The 23,720-nt window shown below is 52.9% G+C and carries 24 protein-coding genes and 1 other annotated feature (1 of these 25 running past the window's edge); of the genes, 3 read left to right on the forward strand and 21 right to left on the reverse strand.

Annotation, left to right across the window (positions count from 1 at the left end; all coding sequences use genetic code 11):
* Positions 1–205, reverse strand: a binding site (T-box leader) (it extends 57 nt beyond the left edge of the window).
* 70 nt (positions 206–275) lie between these two features.
* The 4 genes from SACSAC_RS01120 to SACSAC_RS27850 all read right to left on the reverse strand — a co-directional run bounded on the left by SACSAC_RS01120 (position 276) and on the right by SACSAC_RS27850 (position 2,572).
* Positions 276–569 (reverse strand): antibiotic biosynthesis monooxygenase family protein, encoded by a 294-nt coding sequence (locus tag SACSAC_RS01120; protein WP_037282613.1) that lies wholly within the window; start codon positions 567–569, stop codon positions 276–278.
* A gap of 137 nt (positions 570–706) precedes the next feature.
* Positions 707–1,339 (reverse strand): histidine phosphatase family protein, encoded by a 633-nt coding sequence (locus tag SACSAC_RS01125; protein ID WP_051507439.1) that lies wholly within the window; start codon positions 1,337–1,339, stop codon positions 707–709.
* Positions 1,326–2,375, reverse strand: coding sequence for an HD domain-containing protein (locus SACSAC_RS01130; protein ID WP_051506768.1), 1,050 nt, complete (start codon positions 2,373–2,375; stop codon positions 1,326–1,328). Before SACSAC_RS01130 ends, SACSAC_RS01125 begins: the two co-directional genes overlap by 14 nt.
* A gap of 53 nt (positions 2,376–2,428) precedes the next feature.
* Positions 2,429–2,572, reverse strand: a complete 144-nt coding sequence (locus SACSAC_RS27850; protein ID WP_156950922.1) for a hypothetical protein — start codon at positions 2,570–2,572, stop codon at positions 2,429–2,431.
* Here SACSAC_RS27850 and SACSAC_RS01135 point away from each other — a divergent pair.
* On the forward strand, positions 2,571–3,179 hold the full coding sequence (locus tag SACSAC_RS01135) for a TVP38/TMEM64 family protein (protein ID WP_037282615.1): 609 nt from the start codon (positions 2,571–2,573) through the stop codon (positions 3,177–3,179). The genes SACSAC_RS27850 and SACSAC_RS01135 overlap by 2 nt on opposite strands.
* A 97-nt stretch (positions 3,180–3,276) precedes the next feature.
* Positions 3,277–3,621 carry a protein YmzB gene (gene ymzB / locus SACSAC_RS01140; RefSeq protein WP_037291732.1) on the forward strand — a complete coding sequence of 115 codons (345 nt, stop codon included), beginning with the start codon at positions 3,277–3,279 and terminating at the stop codon, positions 3,619–3,621.
* Between the two features lie 120 nt (positions 3,622–3,741).
* On the opposite strand, the gene SACSAC_RS01145 is transcribed toward ymzB, so the two are convergent.
* From SACSAC_RS01145 to SACSAC_RS26665, 14 genes are all read right to left on the reverse strand, one after another.
* Positions 3,742–4,005 (reverse strand): AbrB/MazE/SpoVT family DNA-binding domain-containing protein, encoded by a 264-nt coding sequence (locus SACSAC_RS01145; RefSeq protein WP_018975153.1) that lies wholly within the window; start codon positions 4,003–4,005, stop codon positions 3,742–3,744.
* A gap of 408 nt (positions 4,006–4,413) precedes the next feature.
* On the reverse strand, positions 4,414–4,848 hold the full coding sequence (locus SACSAC_RS26660; protein ID WP_051506770.1) for a GNAT family N-acetyltransferase: 435 nt from the start codon (positions 4,846–4,848) through the stop codon (positions 4,414–4,416).
* Positions 4,849–5,096: 248 nt separating this feature from the next.
* A complete protein-coding gene (locus SACSAC_RS01155; RefSeq protein ID WP_037282618.1) occupies positions 5,097–6,134 on the reverse strand; it encodes an NAD(P)/FAD-dependent oxidoreductase in 1,038 nt (345 codons plus the stop codon).
* 161 nt (positions 6,135–6,295) lie between these two features.
* On the reverse strand, positions 6,296–8,158 hold the full coding sequence (locus SACSAC_RS01160; protein ID WP_037282620.1) for an ABC transporter ATP-binding protein: 1,863 nt from the start codon (positions 8,156–8,158) through the stop codon (positions 6,296–6,298).
* Entirely contained in the window at positions 8,151–9,887 is a 1,737-nt protein-coding gene (locus tag SACSAC_RS01165; protein WP_037282622.1) for an ABC transporter ATP-binding protein, read from the reverse strand. Before SACSAC_RS01165 ends, SACSAC_RS01160 begins: the two co-directional genes overlap by 8 nt.
* Positions 9,888–10,337 (reverse strand): hypothetical protein, encoded by a 450-nt coding sequence (locus SACSAC_RS28275; protein ID WP_211251326.1) that lies wholly within the window; start codon positions 10,335–10,337, stop codon positions 9,888–9,890.
* Positions 10,338–10,869: 532 nt separating this feature from the next.
* Positions 10,870–11,349: a ferric iron uptake transcriptional regulator gene (gene fur / locus SACSAC_RS01175; RefSeq protein ID WP_037282625.1), complete on the reverse strand. Its 480-nt coding sequence runs from the start codon at positions 11,347–11,349 to the stop codon at positions 10,870–10,872.
* Between the two features lie 351 nt (positions 11,350–11,700).
* Positions 11,701–13,233 carry an NAD(P)H-binding protein gene (locus SACSAC_RS01180; RefSeq protein ID WP_037282628.1) on the reverse strand — a complete coding sequence of 511 codons (1,533 nt, stop codon included), beginning with the start codon at positions 13,231–13,233 and terminating at the stop codon, positions 11,701–11,703.
* A gap of 190 nt (positions 13,234–13,423) precedes the next feature.
* On the reverse strand, positions 13,424–14,155 hold the full coding sequence (locus SACSAC_RS01185; protein WP_037282631.1) for a metallophosphoesterase family protein: 732 nt from the start codon (positions 14,153–14,155) through the stop codon (positions 13,424–13,426).
* Entirely contained in the window at positions 14,148–14,747 is a 600-nt protein-coding gene (locus tag SACSAC_RS01190) for a GNAT family N-acetyltransferase (RefSeq protein WP_051506771.1), read from the reverse strand. Before SACSAC_RS01190 ends, SACSAC_RS01185 begins: the two co-directional genes overlap by 8 nt.
* 15 nt (positions 14,748–14,762) lie before the next feature.
* Positions 14,763–15,572 carry a class I SAM-dependent methyltransferase gene (locus tag SACSAC_RS01195; RefSeq protein WP_037282634.1) on the reverse strand — a complete coding sequence of 270 codons (810 nt, stop codon included), beginning with the start codon at positions 15,570–15,572 and terminating at the stop codon, positions 14,763–14,765.
* Positions 15,573–15,654: 82 nt separating this feature from the next.
* Positions 15,655–16,335 carry an HD domain-containing protein gene (locus SACSAC_RS01200; protein WP_425414788.1) on the reverse strand — a complete coding sequence of 227 codons (681 nt, stop codon included), beginning with the start codon at positions 16,333–16,335 and terminating at the stop codon, positions 15,655–15,657.
* A gap of 118 nt (positions 16,336–16,453) precedes the next feature.
* Positions 16,454–19,114, reverse strand: a complete 2,661-nt coding sequence (clpB, locus tag SACSAC_RS01205) for an ATP-dependent chaperone ClpB (protein WP_037282636.1) — start codon at positions 19,112–19,114, stop codon at positions 16,454–16,456.
* A 79-nt stretch (positions 19,115–19,193) separates the two neighbouring features.
* Positions 19,194–20,132, reverse strand: coding sequence for a DnaJ domain-containing protein (locus tag SACSAC_RS26665; protein WP_051506773.1), 939 nt, complete (start codon positions 20,130–20,132; stop codon positions 19,194–19,196).
* Between the two features lie 354 nt (positions 20,133–20,486).
* Here SACSAC_RS26665 and SACSAC_RS01215 point away from each other — a divergent pair, with 354 nt between their 5' ends.
* Positions 20,487–21,542, forward strand: coding sequence for a hypothetical protein (locus tag SACSAC_RS01215; protein ID WP_037282638.1), 1,056 nt, complete (start codon positions 20,487–20,489; stop codon positions 21,540–21,542).
* Between the two features lie 224 nt (positions 21,543–21,766).
* On the opposite strand, the gene SACSAC_RS01220 is transcribed toward SACSAC_RS01215, so the two are convergent.
* The 3 genes from SACSAC_RS01220 to SACSAC_RS01230 all read right to left on the reverse strand — a co-directional run bounded on the left by SACSAC_RS01220 (position 21,767) and on the right by SACSAC_RS01230 (position 23,634).
* A complete protein-coding gene (locus SACSAC_RS01220) occupies positions 21,767–22,210 on the reverse strand; it encodes an Hsp20/alpha crystallin family protein (protein ID WP_037282640.1) in 444 nt (147 codons plus the stop codon).
* 164 nt (positions 22,211–22,374) lie between these two features.
* Positions 22,375–22,869: a GNAT family N-acetyltransferase gene (locus SACSAC_RS01225; RefSeq protein ID WP_051506774.1), complete on the reverse strand. Its 495-nt coding sequence runs from the start codon at positions 22,867–22,869 to the stop codon at positions 22,375–22,377.
* Positions 22,870–23,124: 255 nt separating this feature from the next.
* Positions 23,125–23,634, reverse strand: coding sequence for a GNAT family N-acetyltransferase (locus SACSAC_RS01230; RefSeq protein ID WP_245608564.1), 510 nt, complete (start codon positions 23,632–23,634; stop codon positions 23,125–23,127).
* Between the last annotated feature and the right edge of the window lie 86 nt (positions 23,635–23,720).

A 23,720-nucleotide genomic window follows, 5' to 3' on the forward strand; every position in this document is an offset into this window, starting at 1 on the left:
TGGGACAAAGCGAAATCCGCTCGTCGGCCCTCTCACGTGGGCGAGTCCGTTCAAACTTGGGATTCCTTTGCAGCTTGAGGCTGCGGGAACCATTGGGCTTGACCGCTTCCGGGTGAGTTTCACCGAACATGCCGACTGCGTCGCACCAAATCCGCAGCTCTCTTGACGACCGCTTTCGGTTACTGATCCCGTTCATTGCGTTTTCATGTGTCAGTTTTGTGTCATTCTAATCCTGTTCCCTGATCTTTGTCAACCCTGAATTTCCGGATTGAACATCAGGGATATACGGTCGAGAAATGCTCGACGATCGGAAAAGGATCATAATAATCATGCAGCAACCTTTTCCATTCCAGATACTGCGCCGAGCCGCGAAAGCCTTCCGTATGCGCTTCGAGCGTCTCCCAACGAACCAACAGCAGATACTTCTGATCGTCTTCCAGACAACGTTGAAGCTCATGATTCAGGTATCCTTCGATCTGGCCGATATACGCCGAAGCAAGACGAAAATCACGTTCGAAATCTTCGGTACGACCTGGTTTGACCTGCAACATTGCCGCTTCCAGAATCATGGTTGCTCACTCCTTTGCATTTGGGCAAGTATACCAGAATTCAGGGTTGCGTCAACCGGTTCTCTATCTTAATAACCGCTCTTCCAGCCCGCGAACAGTCCACGAGAGCGAGACCTATCACTTCGATTAGCGGATATTCAGTGTCCTTGCTCAAGAGACACGGAACTGTTATACCGGATTCTTTCCGCCCCCGCAAAAGCCATCCCGTCGAAACGGACGCGATACACGTCAGGCATAGAAAGCTGTTGCCAAAACGAATAGTCGTACTGCGGATCCCAACTGCCGAGCATCAACGTCAACACATCACCATGCGTGCCGACCGCAATCCGTTTTCCCGCATGCTCCCGCAACAATTGCCCGATGACGGGCAACGCTCGCGAACGCGCCTGTCGACTGCTCTCTCCGCCGGGCGGGCAGTAATCCGGATCTTCGTAACAACGGCGTTTTGCTTCAGCGAATCTTTCCGGACCGAGATCCTGTTCACCCGAAACCAGCCGTTCATGCAGGGCGTCATAAAGCTTTATCGTTTTTGCGGCATATTCGGCTAACGGGGCAAGCGTCTCCACGGCACGTTGATACGGACTGGATACAAAAACTTCGATCTTTTCTTTTTCCAACCGACGACATACAGCCATAGCTTCTGCTTTCCCGCTATCCGATAACCCGCGTTCCAGCTCTCGGCCATGCTCGTACTTCGAATGAGCATGACGGACAAAGTACAGGACGGTTTCGGTATCAATGTCGTCCGCCCCGCGATCAGCGATGTTCAACAATGTCACCCTCCTCCCAAAATACATGATACTCACCCAGCAGCCCGCCTAACGCTTCAAGCTTCGGATAATCAGGCAACCTAGCCGGATCAACCGCACCCTGAATGCGCGGCAACGTCAGGTATAGCTTATTTAGGCGATGTCGATAAGCTTCCGTCGGTCGCGCTTCGTCGCTCCGAACGACACGCAGCTCCTGCGGACGATACAAAAACCGATAGGTTTCTTCAGCCGTTGCCGGATGTCGCCTTAGCAAAGCAAGCAGTTCCTCGTCGGCCAAATTGCCCATCTCCGTTCCGCGCAGTCCGCCTTCGCCAATCAAACGTTGCGTCAGCGCTCGAAGCACCGCGACAGGGCCAATATTGTCCGCTGAAGCATGATAATACGCTTCGTGCACGATCAGCTTTATCATTTGCGCTGCCGTGTCGGCATCCGCTTCGAGATGGGGACCCGACAGCTTGAAGCCGCTCAGCAGTTCCGATGCCGGCCTTGGCAAAATGCCAAAGGCAGCCGCGCTTCGCACCCACGAATCCAAATGATCGGCATGAAGCACGCCTTCGCGGCTTCGCAGCGGACTGGCTGCATTTCCTTCGATCAGATCAAGTACCGTCTGCCGATTCAACCCTCCCAGTGCGCGATGAATCTGTTCCGAAGACAGCACCTCCTCGGAATGCCGATGATGATCGAAGCCCTCCAATCCTTCCAGCGCGTGACTAAACGGCCCATGCCCAACGTCATGCAGCAACGCGGCCGCTCGCAATTCCGGCCATTCCGGCGCAAAGTGTGCCACGCACGCAAATACACCCAGCGTATGCTGCAACCGTGTTGACGTATGCTGAGTATGCAAGGATGCCGGGCCCGCATGGCGCACATAATGCAACCGTCGCACGGCGTTCGTCCGCAGCAGCTCCATCTCGATTGCAGTCGGCGTAATGATCGTTCCCCACAATGGATCGCGCAAAGCGCCCGGACCCGCCATTTGACCATAAGTTCCGTCGGAACCTTTTTCATGCCTATTCGTTATTTCCGTTCTTTCCATACCCGCATCTCCTCTCCGCGAACTTGGCCCAAACTCTGTTTCATGCTTATTCGCTAAGTATAACGTTTCCAGCCCAGGCGGTAAAATCCGGCAATTGTCGGTTTCTCGACTTCTTCTTGATCCATCGCATACAATCGGTATACGGGCTTTATACGCGAATGATGGATCATGTCATACTGAAGGAGTCTTATACCCATGAAAAAATGGATCACCCTTACCGTGTACGCCGCTGCTTTATTGTTGATTCTGATCTATCGGCATGAACTTCAAGCACTGATGGAAAATGTGTCCTTGCCTCTTTCTACCGGATTTGCGCTTGCTTTTCTGTTTGCTTTTTTTCCGGTGCTGCCGTATAAGCTCCTGATCGGCTCGCTTGGTTTTTTGTATGGGCCTGCGCTCGGCGCGTTAACGGCATGGCTCGCCGTCACTACGGCTTCTTTGCTGCAATATACCCTGGTACGCCGATTTTTCCGGGAACAAGGCCGCGCCGCATTAGCCAAGTTTTCAGGTCTGGAACGGGCCGGACAGCTGATGGAACGCCGACCGTTTTTGGTGATTTTGGCGGCTCGGCTCGTTCCTCTTCTTCCGCAAGCGCTGGTTAATTTATACCCGGCCTTTTTGAACATTCGACCTATCGTCTATATCGCCGCTTCGGCTCTGGGCAAAATTCCGGCTATGCTCGTTTTTGCTTTTGTGGGACAGAATTTATTTACGGATTTGCCGAAAACAATGACAGTGTTGGCTTTGTACGGAGGGTTTCTGCTAATGGTTTATGCGGTGTACCGATTCGTTCTTCGTCGGTAAAGGCGGCGGGCAAGCCCGTTTGCCGAATTCTTTTGCGGGGTAAATGGAGAATACGCAGATGATGCACGAAGCATCGTCGAAGGAAAGGGTGGTAACGATGGAAAAACAAATTCAAGCACTGAACGAATGGTTGACAAGCAAAGTCGGACAGACCTTGCAGATTGAAAAGCAGGAAAGCGGCGACACGGACATCGTTCATTTCGAGCTCCGCGAGATCGGTGAACGTTCACAAGACAATCCGGTCGACGATTATCTGGAGCGCGCGCTTCTGCTGCATGGGTCGGGAAGTATCGTGAACGGCGACGGCGAGTCTGTGCCTCTTCCCGGCGATACGTACGAGATTGTGCTGAACGAGCTTGAGATCGGGAAGCAAGATGACCGTCAGCTTTCTCTGAAAAATGACCGTGCGGATTATACGCTGAGTATCGACTTGCCGCATTAACGGAACGATAGCACGCATAGCAGCCGCTCCATAGACACGATTCAAAAAGCCCGCCTCTACTCGCTAACGAGTAAGACGGGCTCTATGATAATCGCTTAAAAGCGGATTGTATGAAAAGTCTTACTTGGCTTCCGAGCTTTGGTACAGTTCGATCAGTTCTTCGATTGCTGCTTTGCTGACCATTTTGCCTTTGAAGTATACGAGGTCTTCAGCTTCGCCGGTGAAGATACAAGTTGGAGCGTATTTTCTCAGGATGATGCGCTCTCCGTCAACGAAAATTTCCAGTCCGTCTTTGATGTCGATGCCCATCGTTCTACGAAGTTCAATCGGGATTACAACCCGTCCGAGTTCATCTACGCGTCTTACGATACCTGTTGCTTTCATTGCTATAATTCCCCATTTCGATTAAAATGATAGTTGTCGACAAAAGATCGTCGTTATTCGATATTATTCGACATTTTGTGCTTGCTTCTACTGTACTCTCCTTTATATATCTTGTCAATATGGAAATTTATACTACGGTTAAATTTTTTAAATTTTTGTTAAAAAATAAAGTGAGACGCTTAATATGGGCGTTTCACTTTATTTAGGCAGTCCGAATATCATTTTTCTGCTTTTTTCGCAAATCCAGTTTATATCAGGATTTGGAAAAGGTTTTCGTACTTTGTCAACGTTAAAAGTAAGGTTACGCCCGTCTGAAACCCACCTAAAGCGTGCGTGTTTCAGCCAAACGTAATCCTCTGATTAAGAGTTGAAAGGGTACCCGTACCTTGTCAACTCTAGCTGATTTCATTAGGCACCAGTCTGTTCGATCAAGCTCGGACGGATCAGATGCAGCGTCGTTCCCGAACGGCCGGCTTCAATAAAGCCCAAACGCTGGTAATACTCGTAAACATCCGGTGCTTGTTCCGTAACGTCCACCACCAGTTCGCCTCGCTTCGCTACATGTTCGAGCAGCAGGTCGGAGATTCCCTGGCCTTGATAGTGAGGATGAACGACAAGCAGTTCCACTTTCGGCCCGTTCATTGCGATGAAACCCGTCAATTCTCCGCCGAAACGACTGCGTACTCCGTGCAGTTCCATCTTGTCGACAATGTTTTCCTGGAACAAATGGACATAGCCTTCAATATCGCCTGGATCGAGATCATACAACGTCCGATGCACCGAGATTAACCACATCTCTGTCAACCGGTCCTTGTGTTCTTCCGTACACGTAATGATTTGCATGCGTACATCCTCCTTTATCCGATTAGTCTTGCCTTTTCCAGTGACGCAATTTCTGTGCCAGTGGCGTCTTTCAACCGAGTGTCTTGTGGGCAAGCCTGTCGAGTAAACAAATTCTTCCGCGAACGCTTCGGGGATCGGCCCGAAAGTGCTCAAACAAAATGATATTTGAATAAATATAACACAAAAGTCGTTCGGCGTCTTGTGACGGTTTTGACATAAATGATACGGCAATCATTCAAAATTTCAAATTATTCTTCTACAGCCACGCCAAGGGCTTTATTTTTTTCTTTAAAACGATCATTGTGCGACGATACATAGGCAACCTTGGCCGCTTCCGGGTCGATATACAGTTTGGCGCTGTTTACGGCAAGCGCGGCATCGGTAAAAGCACCGGCGATCAGACGCAGTTTGCTATCGTAACTCGCAAAATCCCCTGCTGCAAAAATGCCCGGAATATTCGTTTTGAGCTTGCCGTCGACGACCGCAACGCTGTCTTCCATATGCAGGCCCCATTCTTTTAACGGACCGTAATCGCTGGTGAGACCGTGATTGACGATAACGGCATCCACCTTCAGACGCTCGACTTGTTCCGATTCCATGTGCTTGATCGACACTTCATCAATCCTCCGACCGTCGGAGCTGTGAAGTTCGCTGACCGCATGCAAACTCCGAACGTCGACCGACGATTCCTGCATCTTGAGCACATTTTTCTCATGCCCCCAGAACTTGTCTCTTCGATGCACGATGGTCACATGAGCCGCGACGGGTTCAAGCTCGTTCGCCCAGTCTACTGCCGAGTTGCCGCCGCCAGAAATTAATACATTCCGTCCGCGGAAAACGTCCATTTCCTGAACCGTGTAATGCAGATTGGTCACCTCGTAGCGATCGGCACCCTCAATCTCCAGTTTCGCCATCTTCAAGATCCCGTAGCCGATGGCCAGCACGATAGTTTTGGTCCAGTGGCGTTCACCGGATGCTGTCGTCAGCACGAATGTTCCGTCCTCGCGGCGCGCCAGCCCGGTCACCTGCTGACCCAGCACGACCGTCGGATCGAAGGTACGCGCCTGCTGCTTCAGACCGGAGACCAGATTCTCGCACAATACCGGCGTCACTCCGCCTACGTCCCAGATCATCTTTTCCGGGTAGATCAGCATACGACCGCCCAGCTCGTCTTTCGCTTCGATTACCTTCGTCTTCATGTCGCGCATTCCGCTATAGAAAGCCGCGTACATCCCTGCGGGACCTCCGCCGATAATGGTGACATCGTACAGTTCCAGCTCCTCCATCGTCGGTCTCCTTTGCTTGTTATGATATTGATTCTCATTTTCAAACATTTTAAACGATAAGCCCTTTGCTTCGCAAGTTGGTTTTTGTAAATTTGCTGCAAAAAAGCCCGCTTTCGGATCAAGCCACGAAAACGGGAAAAGGAGTATAGGATCACAAAAGTTTAGCCGGATCGCTTAAATTGACTCGTATAAAGCTCGTAATAGAGGCCTTTGGCTGCAATCAATTCTTCGTGCGTGCCTTGCTCTTCGGCTCTTCCTCCATTCATGAAAAGAATCCGGTCAGCATCGCGGATGGTACTGAGGCGGTGAGCAATCACGAAGCTGGTACGCCCCTGCATCAGACTGCGCATCGCTTCTTGAATATGCATCTCCGTTCGCGTGTCGATGCTGCTGGTCGCTTCATCGAGAATAAGAATAGCCGGGTCTGCCAGTACGGCACGAGCAATGGTGAGCAATTGGCGCTGACCATGACTGAGATTGGAGCCCCCCATGGTGAGCGGCGTATCGTAACCTTTCGGCAGTGCACGAATGAAGGCGTCCGCATTGGCCAGCTCTGCCGCGCGCTCGATTTCTGCATTCGATGCCTCCAGGCGCCCATAGCGAATGTTGTCACGAATGCTCCCTGCGAAGACGTAGGCGTCCTGAAGAACCATCCCTACATTGCGCCGCAGATCATTTTTATCCAGCTCGCGAATATCTTGTCCGTCAATCGTAATTCGGCCCGAAGAAATCTCGTAGAATCGAGTCAGTAGATTAACGATGGTCGTCTTGCCTGCACCGGTCGGCCCGACTAACGCAATCTTTTGCCCGGGCTTGGCACGGAAAGTGACGTCCTGCAAAATAGGCTGTTCCGGCTTATAGGCGAACGATACCCGTTCAAACGCCACTTCGCCGCGCATCGAACGTCCGTCAAGCGAAAGGCCTTTTATTTCATATTCCGTGTCCAAATCCAGAATCTCGAACACTCGCTCCGCGCCGGCGACGCCCGATTGAATAAGATTATATTGATTCGCCAGATCGCTGATCGGACGACCGAACTGACGGGAATAATTCAGGAAGCTGACAATAATCCCGACCGTCGTCCAATCTTTCCATACCATCCAACCGCCGACTGCCGCAATCAGAGCAAAGTTGACGTTGTTCAGCATATTCATGACCGGACCTACCAGGCCCGAGACGATTTGCGCTTTGATGGCTGCTTTATTCAGCTTGCCGTTGATGGCCCCGAATTCCTTCTGCATCGCTTGTTCACGCCGGAAAATCTGCACCGTACGCTGACCGCCGACCGATTCTTCGATCAGGCCGTTCAGCGCGCCGAGATGCTCCTGCTGCGCTTTGAAGTTCTGCCGAGTCACGCCGCCGATCGTCCGCGTCGCAAGCATCACGAGCGGAATCGTGATCAGACTCAATAATGTTAGCCACACGTTCAGGCTTAACATCAAGATCAAGGAACCCACGACCACGATCAAGCTTGTGAGCATCTGCGTGACGGTCTGATTCAAGCCGTTCGATACGTTCTCGATATCGTTCGTATTGCGGCTCATCAGCTCGCCGTGCGTACGCGTATCGAAAAAGGAGACCGGAAGCTGCTGATACTTGCGAAACAGATCCCCGCGCAGCGATTGCAGCATCCGTTGGGCGACGCCGGTCATGACGTAGGCCTGAAGCCATGAGGAGACCGCTCCTCCTGAGTATAGGCCGAGCAGCAAAATACATAGCCCCAGCAGCCCTTCAGAACGTCCCGGCGCAATAAGTCGGTCAATCGCGACGCCCAGCAAATAAGGGCTGATCATCGTCACCAACGCCGCGACAGCAGTTAGCACATAGACCAGAATCAAACCGGCACGCTGCTGATTCAAATAAGCCCACAACCGGCGAATCGTAGCTCCGGTATTCCGAGCGCGCTCCTTGGGGCCCGGAACACCGCGTCCCGGCCCTCCTGGTCCAGGCATAGCTAACCCGCCGGGAAGCTTATTGGGATCACGGCTGGATTCACGATGTTCTCCCTGTTCTTCTTTAGGCATAAACTTCGCTCCCTTCACTGACTTGGGAACGATAAATCTCCCGGTAGATCTCGCTATCTTGTATCAACTCATTATGCGTGCCGATTGCCGCAACAGCGCCGCGATCCATAACGAGAATCAGATCCGCGCCTTGAACCGCCGAGATCCGCTGCGCGATAATCAGCTTGGTCGTTCCGCTCATTTCCCGTTCCAACGCACTGCGAATTTTCGATTCCGTCGTCAGATCGACCGCGCTCGTACTGTCATCCAGAATCAGCACCGCAGGCCGCATCAACAGCGCGCGGGCAATCGCAATCCGCTGTTTCTGTCCGCCGGACAAATTAATGCCTTTTTGCCCCAGTTTCGTGGCGTAGCCGTCCGGCATGCGTTCAATAAACTCGTGCGCTTGCGCCGATTGAGCTGCGCGCTCCACTTCCGCGTCTGTCGCTTCCGGACGGCCGAAACGAATATTGTCCGCAATGCTTCCGCTGAACAAATTCGCTTCTTGAAGCACCACCCCAACCTTTTCTCGAAGCGAAGACAGTTCAAGCTCCGATACAGGCGCCCCGTCAACACGGACCTCGCCCGAACGCGGATCGTAGAGGCGAGGGATTAGGCTGATCAAAGACGTTTTGCCCGATCCCGTTGCTCCTAAAATCCCCAATGTTTGTCCCGGCAGCACAGTAAAGGAGATGTCGCGTAAAGCCAACTCGCCTTTTTCTTTTCCGTAACCGAAAGAAACATGCTCAAAGTCAACGCGTCCGCCCGTCTGGCTAGCTTGATGGGAATCGACCGGATTTTCAATATCGGGACGTTCGTCGAATACTTCGTTCACGCGGTCGGCCGAGGCTTTAGCGCGCGAGATAAAGGTCAGAATCATGCCGATCGACAGCATGGAGGACAACATCTGCGTCACATAGTTGATATAGGCGACCAGTTCACCCACAGCCAAGTCCCCCGAACGATTCAACGCTCCTCCGTACCAGAGTACCGCGATGATGCTGATGTTCAGAATCAACGTCATAATCGGCATATTCAGAGCCATAATGCGCATACCGCGCGTCATCACGGACGTATAATCGCGATTGACCTCACCAAAGCGTTCTTCTTCATAGTCCGAACGAACAAACGCCTTCACCACGCGAATCCCGTTCAAATTTTCCTGCAAGCGGCCGTTTACGCTATCCAATCTTTTCTGCACGTCGGCAAACATCGGGAGCGAGAAGCGAACGAGAAAAAAAAGAAACACAAATAATAACGGAACCGATACGGCGAGAATCAACGTCAGCTTGGCATTGATCGTCACCGCCATGATCAAGCTGCCCACGATCAGCATCGGCGAACGGACAAACATGCGCAGCAGCATCTGCACAAACGTCTGAAGCTGCGTGACGTCGTTCGTAATCCGCGTAATCAACGTCCCCGTCGGCAGATTGTCCAGATTGCGAAAAGATAAAGACTGCACTTTGCCGAACAGAGAACCCCGAAGATCACGGCCGAAATTTTGCGAAGCGATACTTGAATAAATGGTACAGCCGACGCCTCCGATTACACCCAATAGCGCAACGCCCAACATCAACAGCCCGGTTCGCTGAATTTCTCCCCCATCTCCTGCAGCGATTCCGTCATCGACAATCCGTTGAAGCAGCTTCGGCTGCATCAAATCCATACATACCTCCAGCACCATAAAAAGCGGCGCCAGCAACGCAGGAAGCCAATACGGCTTTAAGTATTTTCCCAAACGCCACATTTAGTTCCCGGCCTCCCCGCGATCAGAAGCCTTCGATTGCCCCAATCCCGACTCGTCTTTTGTCATCTCGCCGCTCTCCGCTTCTTGCCGAGAATCATGAACGCCTTCTTGCTCCGACTCCCGCTGCTCACCATGCCGACTCCCTCGACCGTGCCCCCGGCGTCCTCGACGTTCCCCTTGACCACGTTCGCACCCTTCCGGTTTCTCGTGCAGTTCAAATACCTGAATAAACTCGCGAATAATCCCGTCTACTGCTTTCAATTCCCCTGCAATCACAGGACGAATGCTTTCAAATCCATTCTCTTCAAGCTGCGCGGCCAACGTCTCTCTTTTCAGCTCCAGTCGCTCCAAAAAATGCAGCGCCCTTCCTCTGCGAAACGTCTGCGCCCCTTCCGCTCGCCCATCGGACTTTGCTTTTCTTCCCGGACCCCGTTCTTTATCTTCGTCCATATCATTGCCTCGCCTTCATCATTATCTGGTTGTATGCTTATGTATACAAATGTATTCACTATTTAATCAATTGTCAATATTGACATAACGAAAAAGATAGCAAACTGTCTAAAACAGCAAGCGAACAAGACCGAGAACGCTTTCTTGGTCTACCAAACGAGGAAAAGAAATCTCCATAAAAAAGAAACCCAGCGTTCCATATGGACGCTGGGTTTCTCGAAAATAGGGACGGCCTTCGAGCCGTCCCTATTTTACTTTACAATTCTATTTGCAGAAGCCTAGGGCGTGTCTTCAAACCTGCCAACGTGCATCTTTTACCGCCTTTTCGCCCTGCACCGAATTCGTACCTAAAGCGTGTACGATTCCGGCAACGCAGCGTCACTTTCCCTTGACGTGCCCCGGCACGCCTTCAGAAAAGTTCCTTGTTCAGCACGAAAATTCGGCAAAATCCTTATTTAAATCTAATTCAACTTTTCCGAGTGAGACAGCGCCTTGAACGAATTTTCCCCGCAGCGCCTCAGCTTATACTTATTTACGAAGCGTTCTCCCGATGCCGATGGCAATCCCCGTGCTTACAAGAGGAGAATGTCCCGATAAAGTCAAGGCGATGGTCCGACACATTGAAGCCATATTCGCGCTTCACGCGCTGCTCCAGTTCGCTCAACCAGTCATCTTGAATTTCTTCCACTTCGCCGCAGATCGAGCAGATCATGTGATGGTGCATATGCTCGTGATCCTCGCTGCGCAGATCGAAGCGGGCTACGCCGTCGCCGAAATTCATTTTTTCCACCAAATGAAGTTCGGTCAATAACTCCAGCGTCCGGTATACCGTTGCCAAGCCAATCTCCGGAAAACGTGTCTTCACCCGCATATATACATCCTCGGCGCTCATATGGTCACGTTCATGCTCCAACAGAACACGCATCGTCGCTTCGCGCTGAATAGTCGATTTATACCCTTTTGATATCATTTGCTGCTTCATCGATTTCAATTGTTCTTCCACGCTAATCACTAGATTACAACCTCCTTTGAGCTTCTATGCTGTCTGTTCACCGCTCAGTCGGCTTTCCGCTTTAATGTTTAATTAGAATGATTATAATTTAATAATAACGCAAATCGTTACAATGCGCAAAGATTTTTATCACAGCTTCGGCAGCGATCTTTCATATTCCTTCTTATTTATATGGAGAAACGCGCAAAATAAGCGAAACGCAGGCGATGGAAATTACTTCGATCGCGCGCGAATCGCTTTTGTTTTCTTCTAACGGACAAGATGATGGTTCGTTCAGCACGGATACCTTTTCCTATCGAACTTCATTCGACTTCGATATCTGCCCGGCACGTACATTGGTCCGCGACATGATCAGCTTTTTGCCTCCAATGAAGACGGCGTGCCGACGGAGCCTCCCGCTTTTTTCGATGTGCTGGATTTGCCGAGACTGCCTTTTCGCTCCAAATGCTTCCGGAATGCGTACATGACCACCAAATGCAGCTTCGCCTGCGTATATTTGTACAGGAACCACGGCATCGAAGGCATATAATCATGAATGGCCACGACACAGTCGCTCGACCCCGGAATCATGAGAAACTCAAGCCGACCGTGATGAGCGTCTTTCGCGTTGGCGAACATGCCTCCGGTAATCCGGTATACGGCACGATCATGACTGCTTCGGGATGCGTCGTAACTCAGCTCAAGGATTGGCTTACTGAAGAAACGAATATAGATTCGGCTCACGCCGTCCTCGCCGGTCTCCGTACGGATAAACGGCCGCAGCATCGCTTTGCCCAACCATTGGATATAATATTCGCCTGCCCAACGCGCATCCTTGCCTTCCGGCAGCGTGACGCGTTGTACGGAACGAACATCTGCTTTTGCCACCTTTTCTTCGCTCTGCGTCGGCTTGGACTCCTCGTTGCGCGAAGATTCGCGCTGCTTGCGCTCGGCATCCTCCTGCTTCTTTTTCTCCTCTTCCAACGAATCTCTCGCCGCCTGCTTAAACGTGATTTTGCCGTCGCTGATTCCTTCAACCTTCAGGTCGGAATGGGCAACCATCGGATGAATCAGGCTTTCGATCAGCGGGTAGGCCATTTCGCGCGGCGCTCCCGTAACCAGCGTCACCCATAATCTCGATAGATTGACCGTAAGCAGCGGAAGATCGATAAAGCGCCGTTTCACTTCAAGCACTTCCGCCATCTGCTGCATCATCTCTTTATAACTCATCACGTCCGGGCCGCCGACATCCACTGCGCGGCCTTTGACATCTTCGTTGCCGAGGCTGTTTTTGAGAGAATTCAGCACGTCATCCAATGCAACGGCATGGGTCTTGGTCCGCGTCCAGGTAGGGAGCGTCATGATCGGCAAGCGTTGCACCAGTTTATAAAGAATCGGGAAGGACGAGCCTTGCGGACCCACGATCAAACCCGCGCGAATCGTCGTAACCGGCACGCCGGACGATTCAAGAATACGCTGCACTTCCAATCGGCTTCGCAAATGGCGCGACAATTCTTCTTCCGGCACATCGTCAGGCACGATTCCGCTCAGATAAACGATTTGCTTCACGCCGTTCTTCCTCGCCGCACGCGCAAAATGATCGGCCAGAATCGCGTCCATGTCTTCAAAATCGCCTTGGGTAAGCTTGGCGGTCGGCATCATGGAATGGATCAGGTAAAAGGCGTAATCGGCTCCTTGGAGCGATTCCTGCGCATCATCCATGGAATAAAAATCGCAGCTTCTCCACTCCACGTGTTCTTCGTCTTCATGCGAGTCTCCGTGGCGCGACAGCGCGATTACGTCATAATCTTCTATAAGTTTCTGCATCAGGTTATGACCGATATAGCCGCTGGCTCCGGTCAGAATCACCTTTGGACGTTGTTGATCATTCGTCTCTTTATCCATATGCGCACCTTCTTCGTATGAGATTTTCTCCGATGTCCGCAAGCCGGGTCCAAGGGTCAACGTTCTGCGTTTACCGCTGATGTTCATTACCCGCTTTCGCGAAAAAGAACCCGTTATGCCGACTTGCGCGTTCACGCGCGCAGCCGGGCATACAGGTTCTTTTCATCGTCAGAGCTTCTCGGTCTTCCGCTTAATCTTTCAGGCCGCGATAACGCCCCGTCGTAATCTCCCGCACATAAGGCTCCAAATCAGGCATATTAGCTTCCTGCGCTTGACGCACGGCCCGTTCAATATCGTAAGGCACGCGCGCAAAAGTCAGATCCAGCCGCGTCTTGCGCGTCTCGCCGGGATCGCCCTCCAGGATCGCGTAAGAAGCCTGCGTCATATCGAGCGGATTGCCCACGCTGCCGGCATTGAACAGCATGCGTCCCTCCATATGCTGCATGTAGGCGTTATGAATATCTCCATATCCCGCTACGTCGGCCTTCACAGGCTCTGCGCTTAAATCCGAAGATTCGAACAAACTTACTTTGCGCTCATAATCGTCCCAAGGCTGTACCCGCTCATAGACGCTGCGCGGAGAAGCATGGAACAACCTCACATAGCGACCGCTTAACCTGAACTCGATCGAAAAAGGCAGCGACCGCAAATAAGCCATTCTCTCTTCGCCAAGCAGTTTCTGGTGCCACAGCAGCGTCGGGAACTCCGTCGGCTGCGGCAAAAACTCGTCCCAATTGCCGCGAACGACATGCCGGCAGTGGCGACGGATCAGATCGACGGCAAGATCCGAGCTCGGCCCTTTTCCCACCAGATCGCCCAAGCAATAAATTTCCGTGATTCCTCGACTGCCGATATCGTCAAGTACCGCTTCCAATGCCGGAAGATTGCCGTGAATGTCGGATATAATAGCAAATTTACTCATCGATAATCCTCCGTTTTCTACATGGGTGAACCTTGGAAAACACCATCTCGTTCACCAGCGTCCCGTCTTCCTCGCGTTTCCAATTGCGCAGCACGCCTTCGAGAGTGAAGCCTGCACGTTTTGCCACCGCCGCGCTCCGTTCGTTTCGATCGTCGCAGCGGATCTCGACCCGGTTGGCGTTCAACTCGCGGTCGGCGAATTCGGTCAGGCCGCGTACCGCCTCTGTGACCAAACCTTGCCCTGCGTAAGAGGTTCGAATCCAATAGCCGATCTCGAATCTTCTTGCATTCCAGTCGAACCGATGCAGGCCGCTCGAGCCCAAAATTTTTCCCGTCCCGCGCTCGGTCATCAGCATCATCATATCCGTCCGTTCCAGAAAATGAAGCCTCCTGCGGCGCACCATCGCTTCCGTCGCTTCCGGTTCCGGCAGCACTCGGGCAAAAGGCATAAAAGGAACCAGCTCTTCCCTGCTTTCGCGAATCGCCGCATTCAGCTCCGCTCCGTCGCCGGGGCGCGTTGCCCGAACGATTAATCGCGGCGTCTCGAATTGTTCGGGAAAATCCAGCAGGATCGGATCGAAACTTTTTGTCATATTCTTTACTCTCCTTTAGGCTCGCCGCCTCACCACAAGATGAAGATGCTCGGTCGCATCGCGATACTGCGGAGCTTCGCAAGTCTCAGAAGCCGCTCGCAGCAAATTCCCATAAACGAGCGGGTCTTCCCGATGCAATCGATGCACTTCTCGGGCCAGTCCTGCCAGGAACCCTTCCGCCCCCGCATAAGTAATCAGTTCAAGTCCGGCTTCCTCGATCTCGCGTATGGCTTTGGACGGCGTCGTAAAATAACATTCCGTGAATCCGCGCTCCGCGTCCAGACTTTGCTCATCGAAGTACGCATACAAATCATCCGGATTGCGAAAGGTCTCGCTGAATTCCGACACGCCAGCCTTCAAGGTTCCCCAAGAATTGATATACGATAAAATAGCGGTGCCGCCCGGTTTCAAGATTCTTGCCGTTTGGCTTAGCACTTCCAATCGCTGCTCGCGTTCAATCAAATGATACAGCGGTCCCATCACCAGAGCGGCGTCAAACGATTCGCTGCGCAGCTTATTCATATTGATCGCATTCTCGCAAATATAGCCGTCCGCCGCAAGTCCCGCTTCCTCAATCTTGACACGGGCGATCTCCAGTTCCTTTTCCGACAATTCCAATAAAGTGACGCCGTAGCCTCGTTTCAACAGTTCAATCGCGTATCTTCCCGGACCAGACCCGATATCGCACACGGTTCCTTCACGCGGAAAATAACTATCGATCAGCCACAATGTGCTCGCCATTTCCACAGCGTTATACGGATTGTTGAGTCGATCCCATTCTCGTTCTGCCTGCTCGTTATAATAGGTTTTGACAAATTCGCTCATTGCCTACTCCTCCGTTCGTCTGCTTGCCTGGTAAATATTTCTTCAGGGTAAACGAACGAGGCGATTCAAGCGGTAATCAAAGTCACAAACCGTCGGTTCCGTTCCATTCGCGGTCGAACCTCTCCAGAAATTCTTCCATGAAAGCATGACGCTGCTCGGCGATTGCAAGACCGGAATCGGTATTCAGCAGGTCTTTGAGCTTCAACAATTTTTCATGAAAATGGTTGATCGCCGTATCTTTGCCGTTCCGATATTCTTCGGGCGTCATCTCCCGACGAACCGGGATATTCGGATCGTACATCGGACGGCCTTTTTTCCCGGAGTAGACGAAGGTGCGCGCGATCCCGATCGCTCCGATCGCATCCAGTCTGTCCGCATCCTGAACGACTTTGCCTTCGAGCGTCGTCATGGGCTTGCCTGCTCCGCCTTTGAAAGACAACGTCGAGATGATTTCCATGACATGCGCGGCCTCTTCTGCCGTTGCGCCGTTTTCCAGCATCCAGCTCTCCGTCCGCTTCATGCCCGTTTCGGGGTCGTCGACCAACTTCTCGTCTGCCAGATCGTGCAGCAGCGCGGCCAGTTCGCAGATAAACAGATCCGCTTTTTCGGCTGCCGCGATTCTTTTGGCAAGCTCGGTCACGCGATGGATATGCCACCAGTCGTGCCCGCTGCCTTCGTGCTCCAGTTCGCTTTTGGCGAGGGCGGCTGCGGCTCGAAGGATGTCAGCTTGTCGCGCTTGGGTAGAACGGTCGTCGTGCATCATTTCATGCTCCTTTATTGCGTGATCTTATTATTGTAGCTTAAAAGTGCTGTCGAGGGGAGAAAGTGCGGGCGCTTCGTGAAAATTGCCAGCCTATGCTTCCGCTGAAGATCAAGACGAATTATTTGGATTTCGGGATCAGATCTTCTTGATTGGGCAAAACCGTCACGTTCAATTTTCCGTTCGTCTCGTCCACCAGCAATTTGTCCCCGTCCTGCGCTTCTCCGGCGATGAGGGCGCGGGCGACGCGGGTTTCCAGGGTGCGTTGGATAAAGCGTTTGAGCGGCCTTGCGCCGTAGACGGGATCGAAGCCTTCTTCGGCAATCAAGTTGGCGGCCCGGTCGGTGAGTTCCAGTTCGATGCGGCGTTCGGCCAAACGGCTGCGAAGTTCGCCTGCGAGCTTGATGACGATTCGCTGGATTTCGGATAGGCCGAGCGGTCGGAACAGCACGATGTCGTCGACGCGGTTCAAAAATTCGGGACGGAAATGGTTTCGCAATTCGCGCATGACCTGTTCACGCGCGGCCTCCGAGATTGCCGAAGAGATTCCATCATTCGCCGGCTCGCTTCCGTTAGCGGAGAACGCCAAAGCCTCTGCGGTCAGATGCGCGGAGCCGATATTGGAAGTCATGATGACAATGGTGTTTTTGAAGTTCACCATTCTTCCGCGCGAATCGGTCAGGCGCCCGTCGTCGAGCAATTGCAGCAAAATATTGAACACGTCCGGATGCGCTTTTTCTACTTCGTCGAGCAGAATGACCGAATACGGCTGCCGTCTGACGGCTTCGGTCAATTGACCGCCTTCTTCATAGCCGACATAACCGGGAGGGGCGCCGATCAGGCGCGAGACGCTGTGCTTTTCCATATACTCGGACATATCGATGCGGATCATGTTTTCTTCGCGGTCGAACAGGGCTGCCGAAAGGGTCTTGGCCAGCTCCGTCTTCCCGACGCCGGTCGGGCCGAGAAACAGAAACGACCCGATCGGGCGATGAGGATCCTTGATTCCTGCACGCGCGCGCAGCACGGCATCCGTCACCAGACTCACCGCTTCGTCTTGACCGACTACGCGTTCGCGCAGAATGTCTTCGAGACGCAGCAATTTCTCCCGTTCGCCTTCGACCAGACGGCTGACCGGAATGCCTGTCCATTTCGAGACGATATCCGAAATTTCTTCCTCCGTCACTGCTTCGCGCAGCATTCGATCTTCTCCGCTGCCGTGCGCTTCTTCTTCGGCCTGCTTCAATTCGCGTTCAAGCCCCGGGATAATGCCGTAGCTGAGTTCCGCCGACTTGTTCAGATCGTATTCCTCCTGCGCGTCCTCCAGATCCTTTCGCGCTTTCTCCAGGCTCCGCTGAAGCTCGCGGACGCGTTCGATCGAGGCTTTTTCCCGATCCCAACGATCTTTCATCACCAGATGCTTTTCTTTAAGATCCGCAAGCTCGCGCTGCAAATGTTCCAGGCGTCGCAGGCTGGCAGGATCGGTTTCTTTGCGCAGCGCGGCCTCTTCGATCTCCATCTGCATCATGCGGCGCGTGACTTCGTCCATCTCTCCCGGCATGGAGTCGATCTCGGTCCGGATCATGGCGCAGGCTTCATCTACCAGATCGATCGCTTTATCCGGCAGAAAACGGTCCGAGATATAGCGATCCGACAGCACGCCGGCCGCGACCAGCGCGTTATCGTGAATTTTGACGCCGTGATGGACTTCGAACCGTTCCCGCAGACCGCGCAATATCGAAATGGTATCTTCAACCCCAGGCTCGCCGACCAGCACCTGCTGGAATCTTCGTTCAAGCGCCGGGTCTTTTTCGATATGCTCGCGGTATTCGTCCAGCGTCGTGGCACCGATGCAGTGCAGTTCGCCGCGCGCAAGCATCGGCTTGAGCATATTGCCCGCATCCATCGCGCCTTCGGACTTGCCCGCGCCGACAATCGTATGCACTTCGTCAATGAACAAAATGATTCGACCGTCGGCTTCCTTGATCTCGCGCAGCACGGCTTGAAGCCGTTCCTCGAATTCTCCTCGATATTTCGCGCCCGCGACAAGCGAACTCATATCGAGAGAAAAGATCGTTTTGTCTTTCAGTCCTTCCGGCACGTCGCGGCGCACGATACGGTGCGCCAGTCCTTCCACGATCGCCGTCTTGCCGACGCCGGGTTCGCCGATCAGTACCGGATTGTTTTTCGTTTTGCGGGAAAGGATGCGAATAACGCGGCGAATCTCGGCATCCCGCCCGATCACCGGATCGATACGGCCCGCTCGAACCTCAGAGACGAGATCCCGCCCGTATTTTTCCAAAGCTTCATAGGTCGCTTCCGGCTCTCGCCCCGTTACCCGCTGGTTGCCCCGTATCTCTTTGAGCGCCTCGAGCAGTCTATTCTGCGTAATCCCTTCCCCGCGCAGCAGTTCGCGTACGCCGCCGCGTTTGTCCTGATCAAAAGCCAGCAGGACGTGTTCAACCGCCGTAAACTCGTCGCGCATCTTCTCTGCTTCACGCTGCGCTTGTTCCAGCACGGCAAGCAGATCGGCCGAGAAGTAAGGTTGAACGCCTCCGCTAACCCGAGCTTTTCGCCGCAACAGTTCGTCCGTTTTGCGACCCATGTTTTCTTGCGAAATATTCGAACGGCTCAGCAGCCGGGGCAGCAGGCCGTCTTTTTGCCTCAGTAGGGCTTTGAGCAGATGCGGGGTGTCGATCTCCTGATGACCGCTTGCCGCCGCAAGCGATTGCGCATCGGTGATCGCTTCCTCCAGCTTTTGCGTCAACCGATTAAAGTCCATTTTTTTCTCCTCCAGACAATCATAACGGCATTTTTCGTATACGCTCCGTCACGCGTCATATTTTTCAACGAATCCGATCTCAAGATTTTCGTTTGGCCAGCTGCGGATTAAATTTCGAGAAAGCTTCCAAACGGCGGTACAACTCTTCTTCTTCTTTCGACGGATCGGGAATCGCGATCTCGATCTCGGCAAAAAAGTCGCCGTACGTGCCGTCCGATTTTTTCAGGCCGCGGCGCGGAATGCGCAGCCGCCGCCGAGCGGCGATTCCCCGCGGAATATTCATATTCACCGCGGCGCCGTCCGGCAGCACGATCCTCGCTTGTCCTCCGAGCGCGGCCTGCCAAGGAGCGATACGAAGCGCCGCAATCAGGTCTTCTTCCTCCAACGAGTAAACGGCGTGTTCCACGATCTTCAGCACGATCAGCAGCTCTTCGCCGACCGCCAAGCCGTTGCTGCCGTTTCCGGTCATGCGAACGGTCTGTCCGTTTCTTGAGCGTTCCGGCAAGCGCAACCCGATCTTTTTTCCTCCAAGCTCGATCCGAACCGTTTCGCCCTTGTAAGCTTGTTCGAGCGTGACTTCCAATGTGGATTGAGCAGGACGGCGCGGACCGGCTTCCGCCGTCGCCGAACCGAAGCCGCCAGGAATCCCCCCCATGCCGCCCATTCGCTCGTTGAAAAACATATCGAAAATGTCTTCATGCTGAAGATCGTTGATCCAGTCGAAATTGCTTCCGCCGCTGCCGAATTCAGGTTCTTGAGAACCGGATGATCGTCCGCGCGCGGCTCCTCCGAATCCGGACGCGGAGCGGCGGCGCGAAGCGTCATAATCGCCGCGTTTCTCCTCGCTGCCCAAAATCTCGTAAGCCGCCGCGATTTCTTTGAAGCGGGCTTCGGCTCCTTCCGCTTTGTTCACGTCGGGATGCCACTGCTTCGCTAATTTTTGATACGCTTTCTTAATTTCCGACTGGGAGGCGTTCGCGTCGACTCCGAGTACGTCGTAATAGTTTTTGTCCGGCATGGCCATCCTCCCTCTTACGGGCCGGGCAAAGCCCGCTTCTATTATTCTTTACCCCGATTTCTTTTCATTTTATATGAAGCCAGACAAGCTTGCACCTTTACCTCATTACGTATCGATTCGGCTTTTCGACGCAAAATACCGTAAGCATTTTTAAAAAACGCACAAAACGATGCCATATGGATACGAAAACATCCATATGGTCATACATTTTCCGTTTTTTTCTTCATAATGACGTTTCGTTTTCAGTGATTGGTTTAATTACATGAGGAACAAATTCACGTTTTATCTTATTTATCGCGATAAGGACATCCGTCACCCAGACCTGCACCACGATCGACATAAGGAGGAGTTCTTTTGAAACCTTATACATTACCCGGCATGAAAAAATGCGCGTCGGCGGCTTTGGCCTGCGGCATTCTCTTTAGCGGAACATTCTACGGCGACGCATTCACCCCTTCTACATATGCAGCTGCCGATTCTGTAAACGTTCAAGCTTCCCAAACCCAAAGCGTCGACTGGAATAAACCCGAGAAAATCGCGATGCTTCAAAAATTGGCGATGAGTTCTTGGGCGGCCGGCGACTTTTACAGCGACCCGGACAACGCCCGTTATCAAGCCGTGAAAGCCGCTTCGGATCAATGTTACGCCCTGCTGCTCGATTCGACCTCTTCGACCTCCAAACTCAATGCCGCTTCTGTCACCCTCGATTCCGCCCTTACTTCATACATCGAAGAATACATTCGCGACGCTTCCCTTCTTGAACGGCAAACTTTCCAAATGGTCCGAATGCTGAACGCTTCGATCGGAACGACTCCCGGAACGTATCCGCAGTCGGCCGCCGACAGCATGTTCACGATCATCGATCAGGCTCAGGCAGTCGCTTATGACGAGACGGCAACGGTGCAGCAGTTCAGGCAGGAGTACCGCAACTATATCGACGGTGCCGCGGCGCTGCGCGACGCGATGCATTTCGACCGCGCGGAAAAGCAGGATGCGCTCGGCGTCAAACGTCAGGAAGCCGAGCAGTTGGCGGCCGGTCAAGCCAACGACGCGGACGTTCAAAAGCTGTTGAACGATTTCCGCGCCCAAGCGAACGGGCTAGAATCCTTATTGGACGGCACGTCCGGCCTGTTGGCCGTGGAAGCTGCCGAACGCAATGTGCAAACGACCTACGACAAGCTTGCGGAAGCTGCGCTATTGTCCGCTGAATTGGCGCAGGCGCGCAAGATGCTCGATTCGCCGAAAGGCATCCGTTCGGGACAATATCCGAGTTCGGCCTTCGGCGAGCTGCGCAAAGCGATCAACAAGTCCGCGTTGACGCTGTCCAGAACGTCCACGCAGGCTCAGCTGAAGGAAGCGCGTACAACGCTTGCGGAAGCGGTCGTTCGATTCCAATCCACGTTACGGTGAGGGAGGGGAGATTCTGTTCGCTAAGGGAAGCTGGGAGTGCTGCGGAAGAAATTCGTTCAAAACGCTGTCTCACGCAGAAAGCTTGCAGCTTTCCGCGTTCAAAGGCGTTTTTCACTGAATTTCTCCCTTCGCTTTCGCTTCTTTTATCAAAGCAGGGCTTTGGTGGGTTAGTTTTACAGATATAAAAAACGAAAAAAGACACCGTTGCCGGTGTCTTTTTTCGTTCACTCTTCGCTTTCGATCAGGATTCGTTTGCTGCCCGGGCTGTCTTTTTTCGGGATGTCGAGCTTGAGCACGCCGTCTTTCAGCAGGGCTCGGATACCTTCGCGGTCGGCGTCTTCCAGGTAGAAGCGGCGGACGAATTCGCCGTAGCGGCGTTCGCTTAAAATAATCCGGCGCGTATCGTCTTGCGGCTTGCCGTCTCGACGAACGGCACGGATCGTCAGATAAGAAGCGGTATAATCGATATCGATGTCTTCCTTGTCGAAACCGGGAAGCTCCGCTTCGAGATAGTACCTGCCGTCTTGTTCATAAATGTCGGTCCGGAACGATAAGGCGCGTTCCCGAAACTTGTCCGCAAAATCCTCGCCGAACGTGCCGCCGAAAGCTTTTGCCATTTGATCGAAAATTTCTTCCGCGTGTCTGCCGAATGGTCCTTGTTGGAACATTTTCCATTCTCCTCTCGAAATCGGGTGTCGATGAAGCAGGCGTCTGAGTTCTTCGGAACAATTCGCAAAACCGGTCAGGGGCTTTTTGGCTCCAAGAACCGATCTTGTACGTATCTATACGGCCGCACAAGATTTTTTATTCGGATTTTTTAAATTATTTTTATTCATTCGGACTTTGCGCTTTGCCGTTCGGAATCCGTACGCAGTTTTTTGGAAAATCCGATCGAGCCCGAATCATAGCCGCGGCTTCGATAAAAAATATGGGCCTTGCTTCGTTCTTCTCTTATCCCGCTGTTCAGGCGCATATAAGAAGCGTTCCGGTCCCTCGCCCAATCTTCGGCTTCGGCCAACAAACGCCCGCCGATCCCGCTTCCGCGTTCTTGCTCCGCTACTACGAGCGCCATGACGCGGACTTCGCAGGTCGGCTGAAGCAGCGCCATTTCGCTATGGAAAGCGATCATGCCGATCAATTTCCTGTCCCGCTCCGCGACCCGTATCGCATAATCTTCGCGGCGGCGCAAAGCGGTCAACCGTAAAGACAGCTCTTCCTCCGAGACCGGATAACCCAGCTGGCCGAACAATTCGATCAATCGACCTGCATCCCCTTCGATCTCGTCTCGAATCGCATAGTCCGCACGACCGCTCGCCTTTTGGTTCATTACATCAGCCTCCTTTTGACTTTAACAAAACCGCGAACGCTTCATGTTGATCCATGACATGATTGGCGTACCGGGCCGTTTCGGCGTTCAACCCGTTCTTTTCCAAGACCGCCGCGGCTCCCCGCATATTCCATAGTCGGATCTGCCGTGCCAAAACATTCGGTTCGAAGCTTTCCGCATCCAGCTTAACCGAAAAAAAAGCTCGCGGACATGACCGCGAGCTTTCGATATTTCGGCTTTCCCGGTTTGTTCGCTTTACAAGACGGAACTGCGCTTTTGCCCGCTTTCGACGGAAAGTTTCAATTCCATCGGAACCGAGCAGGCCGTATAGCCGTTTTTCGCATAAAAGTCTTCGCCGCGTCCGCTGGGCCAAACGACGATAAAGTCATGGTCCAACTCGCGCGACCATTGCTCGATGACCTGCGTCAGACGGGTTCCTATGCCCAGTCCGCGATGTTGGGGGCGAGTATAGACATTCGTCATGTAGATAAACGGTTGGGTCGCTTTTCCCGGCCGAGGCACTTTGCGAATCATTTCCAGATAGGCATGGGCGACAATCTCGCTGCCGTATTCCGCTACCCAGACGACCCAGTTTTCCGAACCGATCGCTTCTTCCAGAAACTCGTGCATCTCGTCGGTATAATCCCGCTTCTGCTCGTCCGTTACCGCAAGTTCCGGATGATCCTCCAGCGTATAATCGTATCGCATCTCGGCCAACTGCATGATATCGTCAGACCCGGCCGTACGCATAATCAACTCGCTCATCCTAATCCGCTCCCGTCTGTTATGGGTTGCCCGCCGAAGGCGCAATCGGACCATCAGCCCTTTTTATTCTACTAAAATTCCAGTCG

The organism is Saccharibacillus sacchari DSM 19268, assembly GCF_000585395.1.
GTDB classification, from domain to species: Bacteria; Bacillota; Bacilli; order Paenibacillales; family Paenibacillaceae; genus Saccharibacillus; species Saccharibacillus sacchari.

Excerpts from the sequence above, each read along its gene's own strand:
- SACSAC_RS01120 (WP_037282613.1), bottom strand. The coding sequence starts at position 569 with ATGATTCTGGAAGCGGCAATGTTGCAGGTCAAACCAGGTCGTACCGAA.
- SACSAC_RS01130 (WP_051506768.1), bottom strand. The coding sequence starts at position 2,375 with ATGGAAAGAACGGAAATAACGAATAGGCATGAAAAAGGTTCCGACGGA.
- SACSAC_RS01135 (WP_037282615.1), top strand. The coding sequence starts at position 2,571 with ATGAAAAAATGGATCACCCTTACCGTGTACGCCGCTGCTTTATTGTTG.
- SACSAC_RS27850 (WP_156950922.1), bottom strand. The coding sequence starts at position 2,572 with ATGGGTATAAGACTCCTTCAGTATGACATGATCCATCATTCGCGTATA.
- ymzB (WP_037291732.1), top strand. The coding sequence starts at position 3,277 with ATGGAAAAACAAATTCAAGCACTGAACGAATGGTTGACAAGCAAAGTC.
- SACSAC_RS01145 (WP_018975153.1), bottom strand. The coding sequence starts at position 4,005 with ATGAAAGCAACAGGTATCGTAAGACGCGTAGATGAACTCGGACGGGTT.
- SACSAC_RS26660 (WP_051506770.1), bottom strand. The coding sequence starts at position 4,848 with ATGCAAATCATTACGTGTACGGAAGAACACAAGGACCGGTTGACAGAG.
- SACSAC_RS01155 (WP_037282618.1), bottom strand. The coding sequence starts at position 6,134 with ATGGAGGAGCTGGAACTGTACGATGTCACCATTATCGGCGGAGGTCCC.
- SACSAC_RS01160 (WP_037282620.1), bottom strand. The coding sequence starts at position 8,158 with ATGCCTAAAGAAGAACAGGGAGAACATCGTGAATCCAGCCGTGATCCC.
- SACSAC_RS01165 (WP_037282622.1), bottom strand. The coding sequence starts at position 9,887 with ATGTGGCGTTTGGGAAAATACTTAAAGCCGTATTGGCTTCCTGCGTTG.
- SACSAC_RS28275 (WP_211251326.1), bottom strand. The coding sequence starts at position 10,337 with ATGGACGAAGATAAAGAACGGGGTCCGGGAAGAAAAGCAAAGTCCGAT.
- SACSAC_RS01180 (WP_037282628.1), bottom strand. The coding sequence starts at position 13,233 with ATGGATAAAGAGACGAATGATCAACAACGTCCAAAGGTGATTCTGACC.
- SACSAC_RS01185 (WP_037282631.1), bottom strand. The coding sequence starts at position 14,155 with ATGAGTAAATTTGCTATTATATCCGACATTCACGGCAATCTTCCGGCA.
- SACSAC_RS01190 (WP_051506771.1), bottom strand. The coding sequence starts at position 14,747 with ATGACAAAAAGTTTCGATCCGATCCTGCTGGATTTTCCCGAACAATTC.
- SACSAC_RS01195 (WP_037282634.1), bottom strand. The coding sequence starts at position 15,572 with ATGAGCGAATTTGTCAAAACCTATTATAACGAGCAGGCAGAACGAGAA.
- SACSAC_RS01200 (WP_425414788.1), bottom strand. The coding sequence starts at position 16,335 with ATGATGCACGACGACCGTTCTACCCAAGCGCGACAAGCTGACATCCTT.
- clpB (WP_037282636.1), bottom strand. The coding sequence starts at position 19,114 with ATGGACTTTAATCGGTTGACGCAAAAGCTGGAGGAAGCGATCACCGAT.
- SACSAC_RS26665 (WP_051506773.1), bottom strand. The coding sequence starts at position 20,132 with ATGCCGGACAAAAACTATTACGACGTACTCGGAGTCGACGCGAACGCC.
- SACSAC_RS01220 (WP_037282640.1), bottom strand. The coding sequence starts at position 22,210 with ATGTTCCAACAAGGACCATTCGGCAGACACGCGGAAGAAATTTTCGAT.
- SACSAC_RS01225 (WP_051506774.1), bottom strand. The coding sequence starts at position 22,869 with ATGAACCAAAAGGCGAGCGGTCGTGCGGACTATGCGATTCGAGACGAG.
- SACSAC_RS01230 (WP_245608564.1), bottom strand. The coding sequence starts at position 23,634 with ATGAGCGAGTTGATTATGCGTACGGCCGGGTCTGACGATATCATGCAG.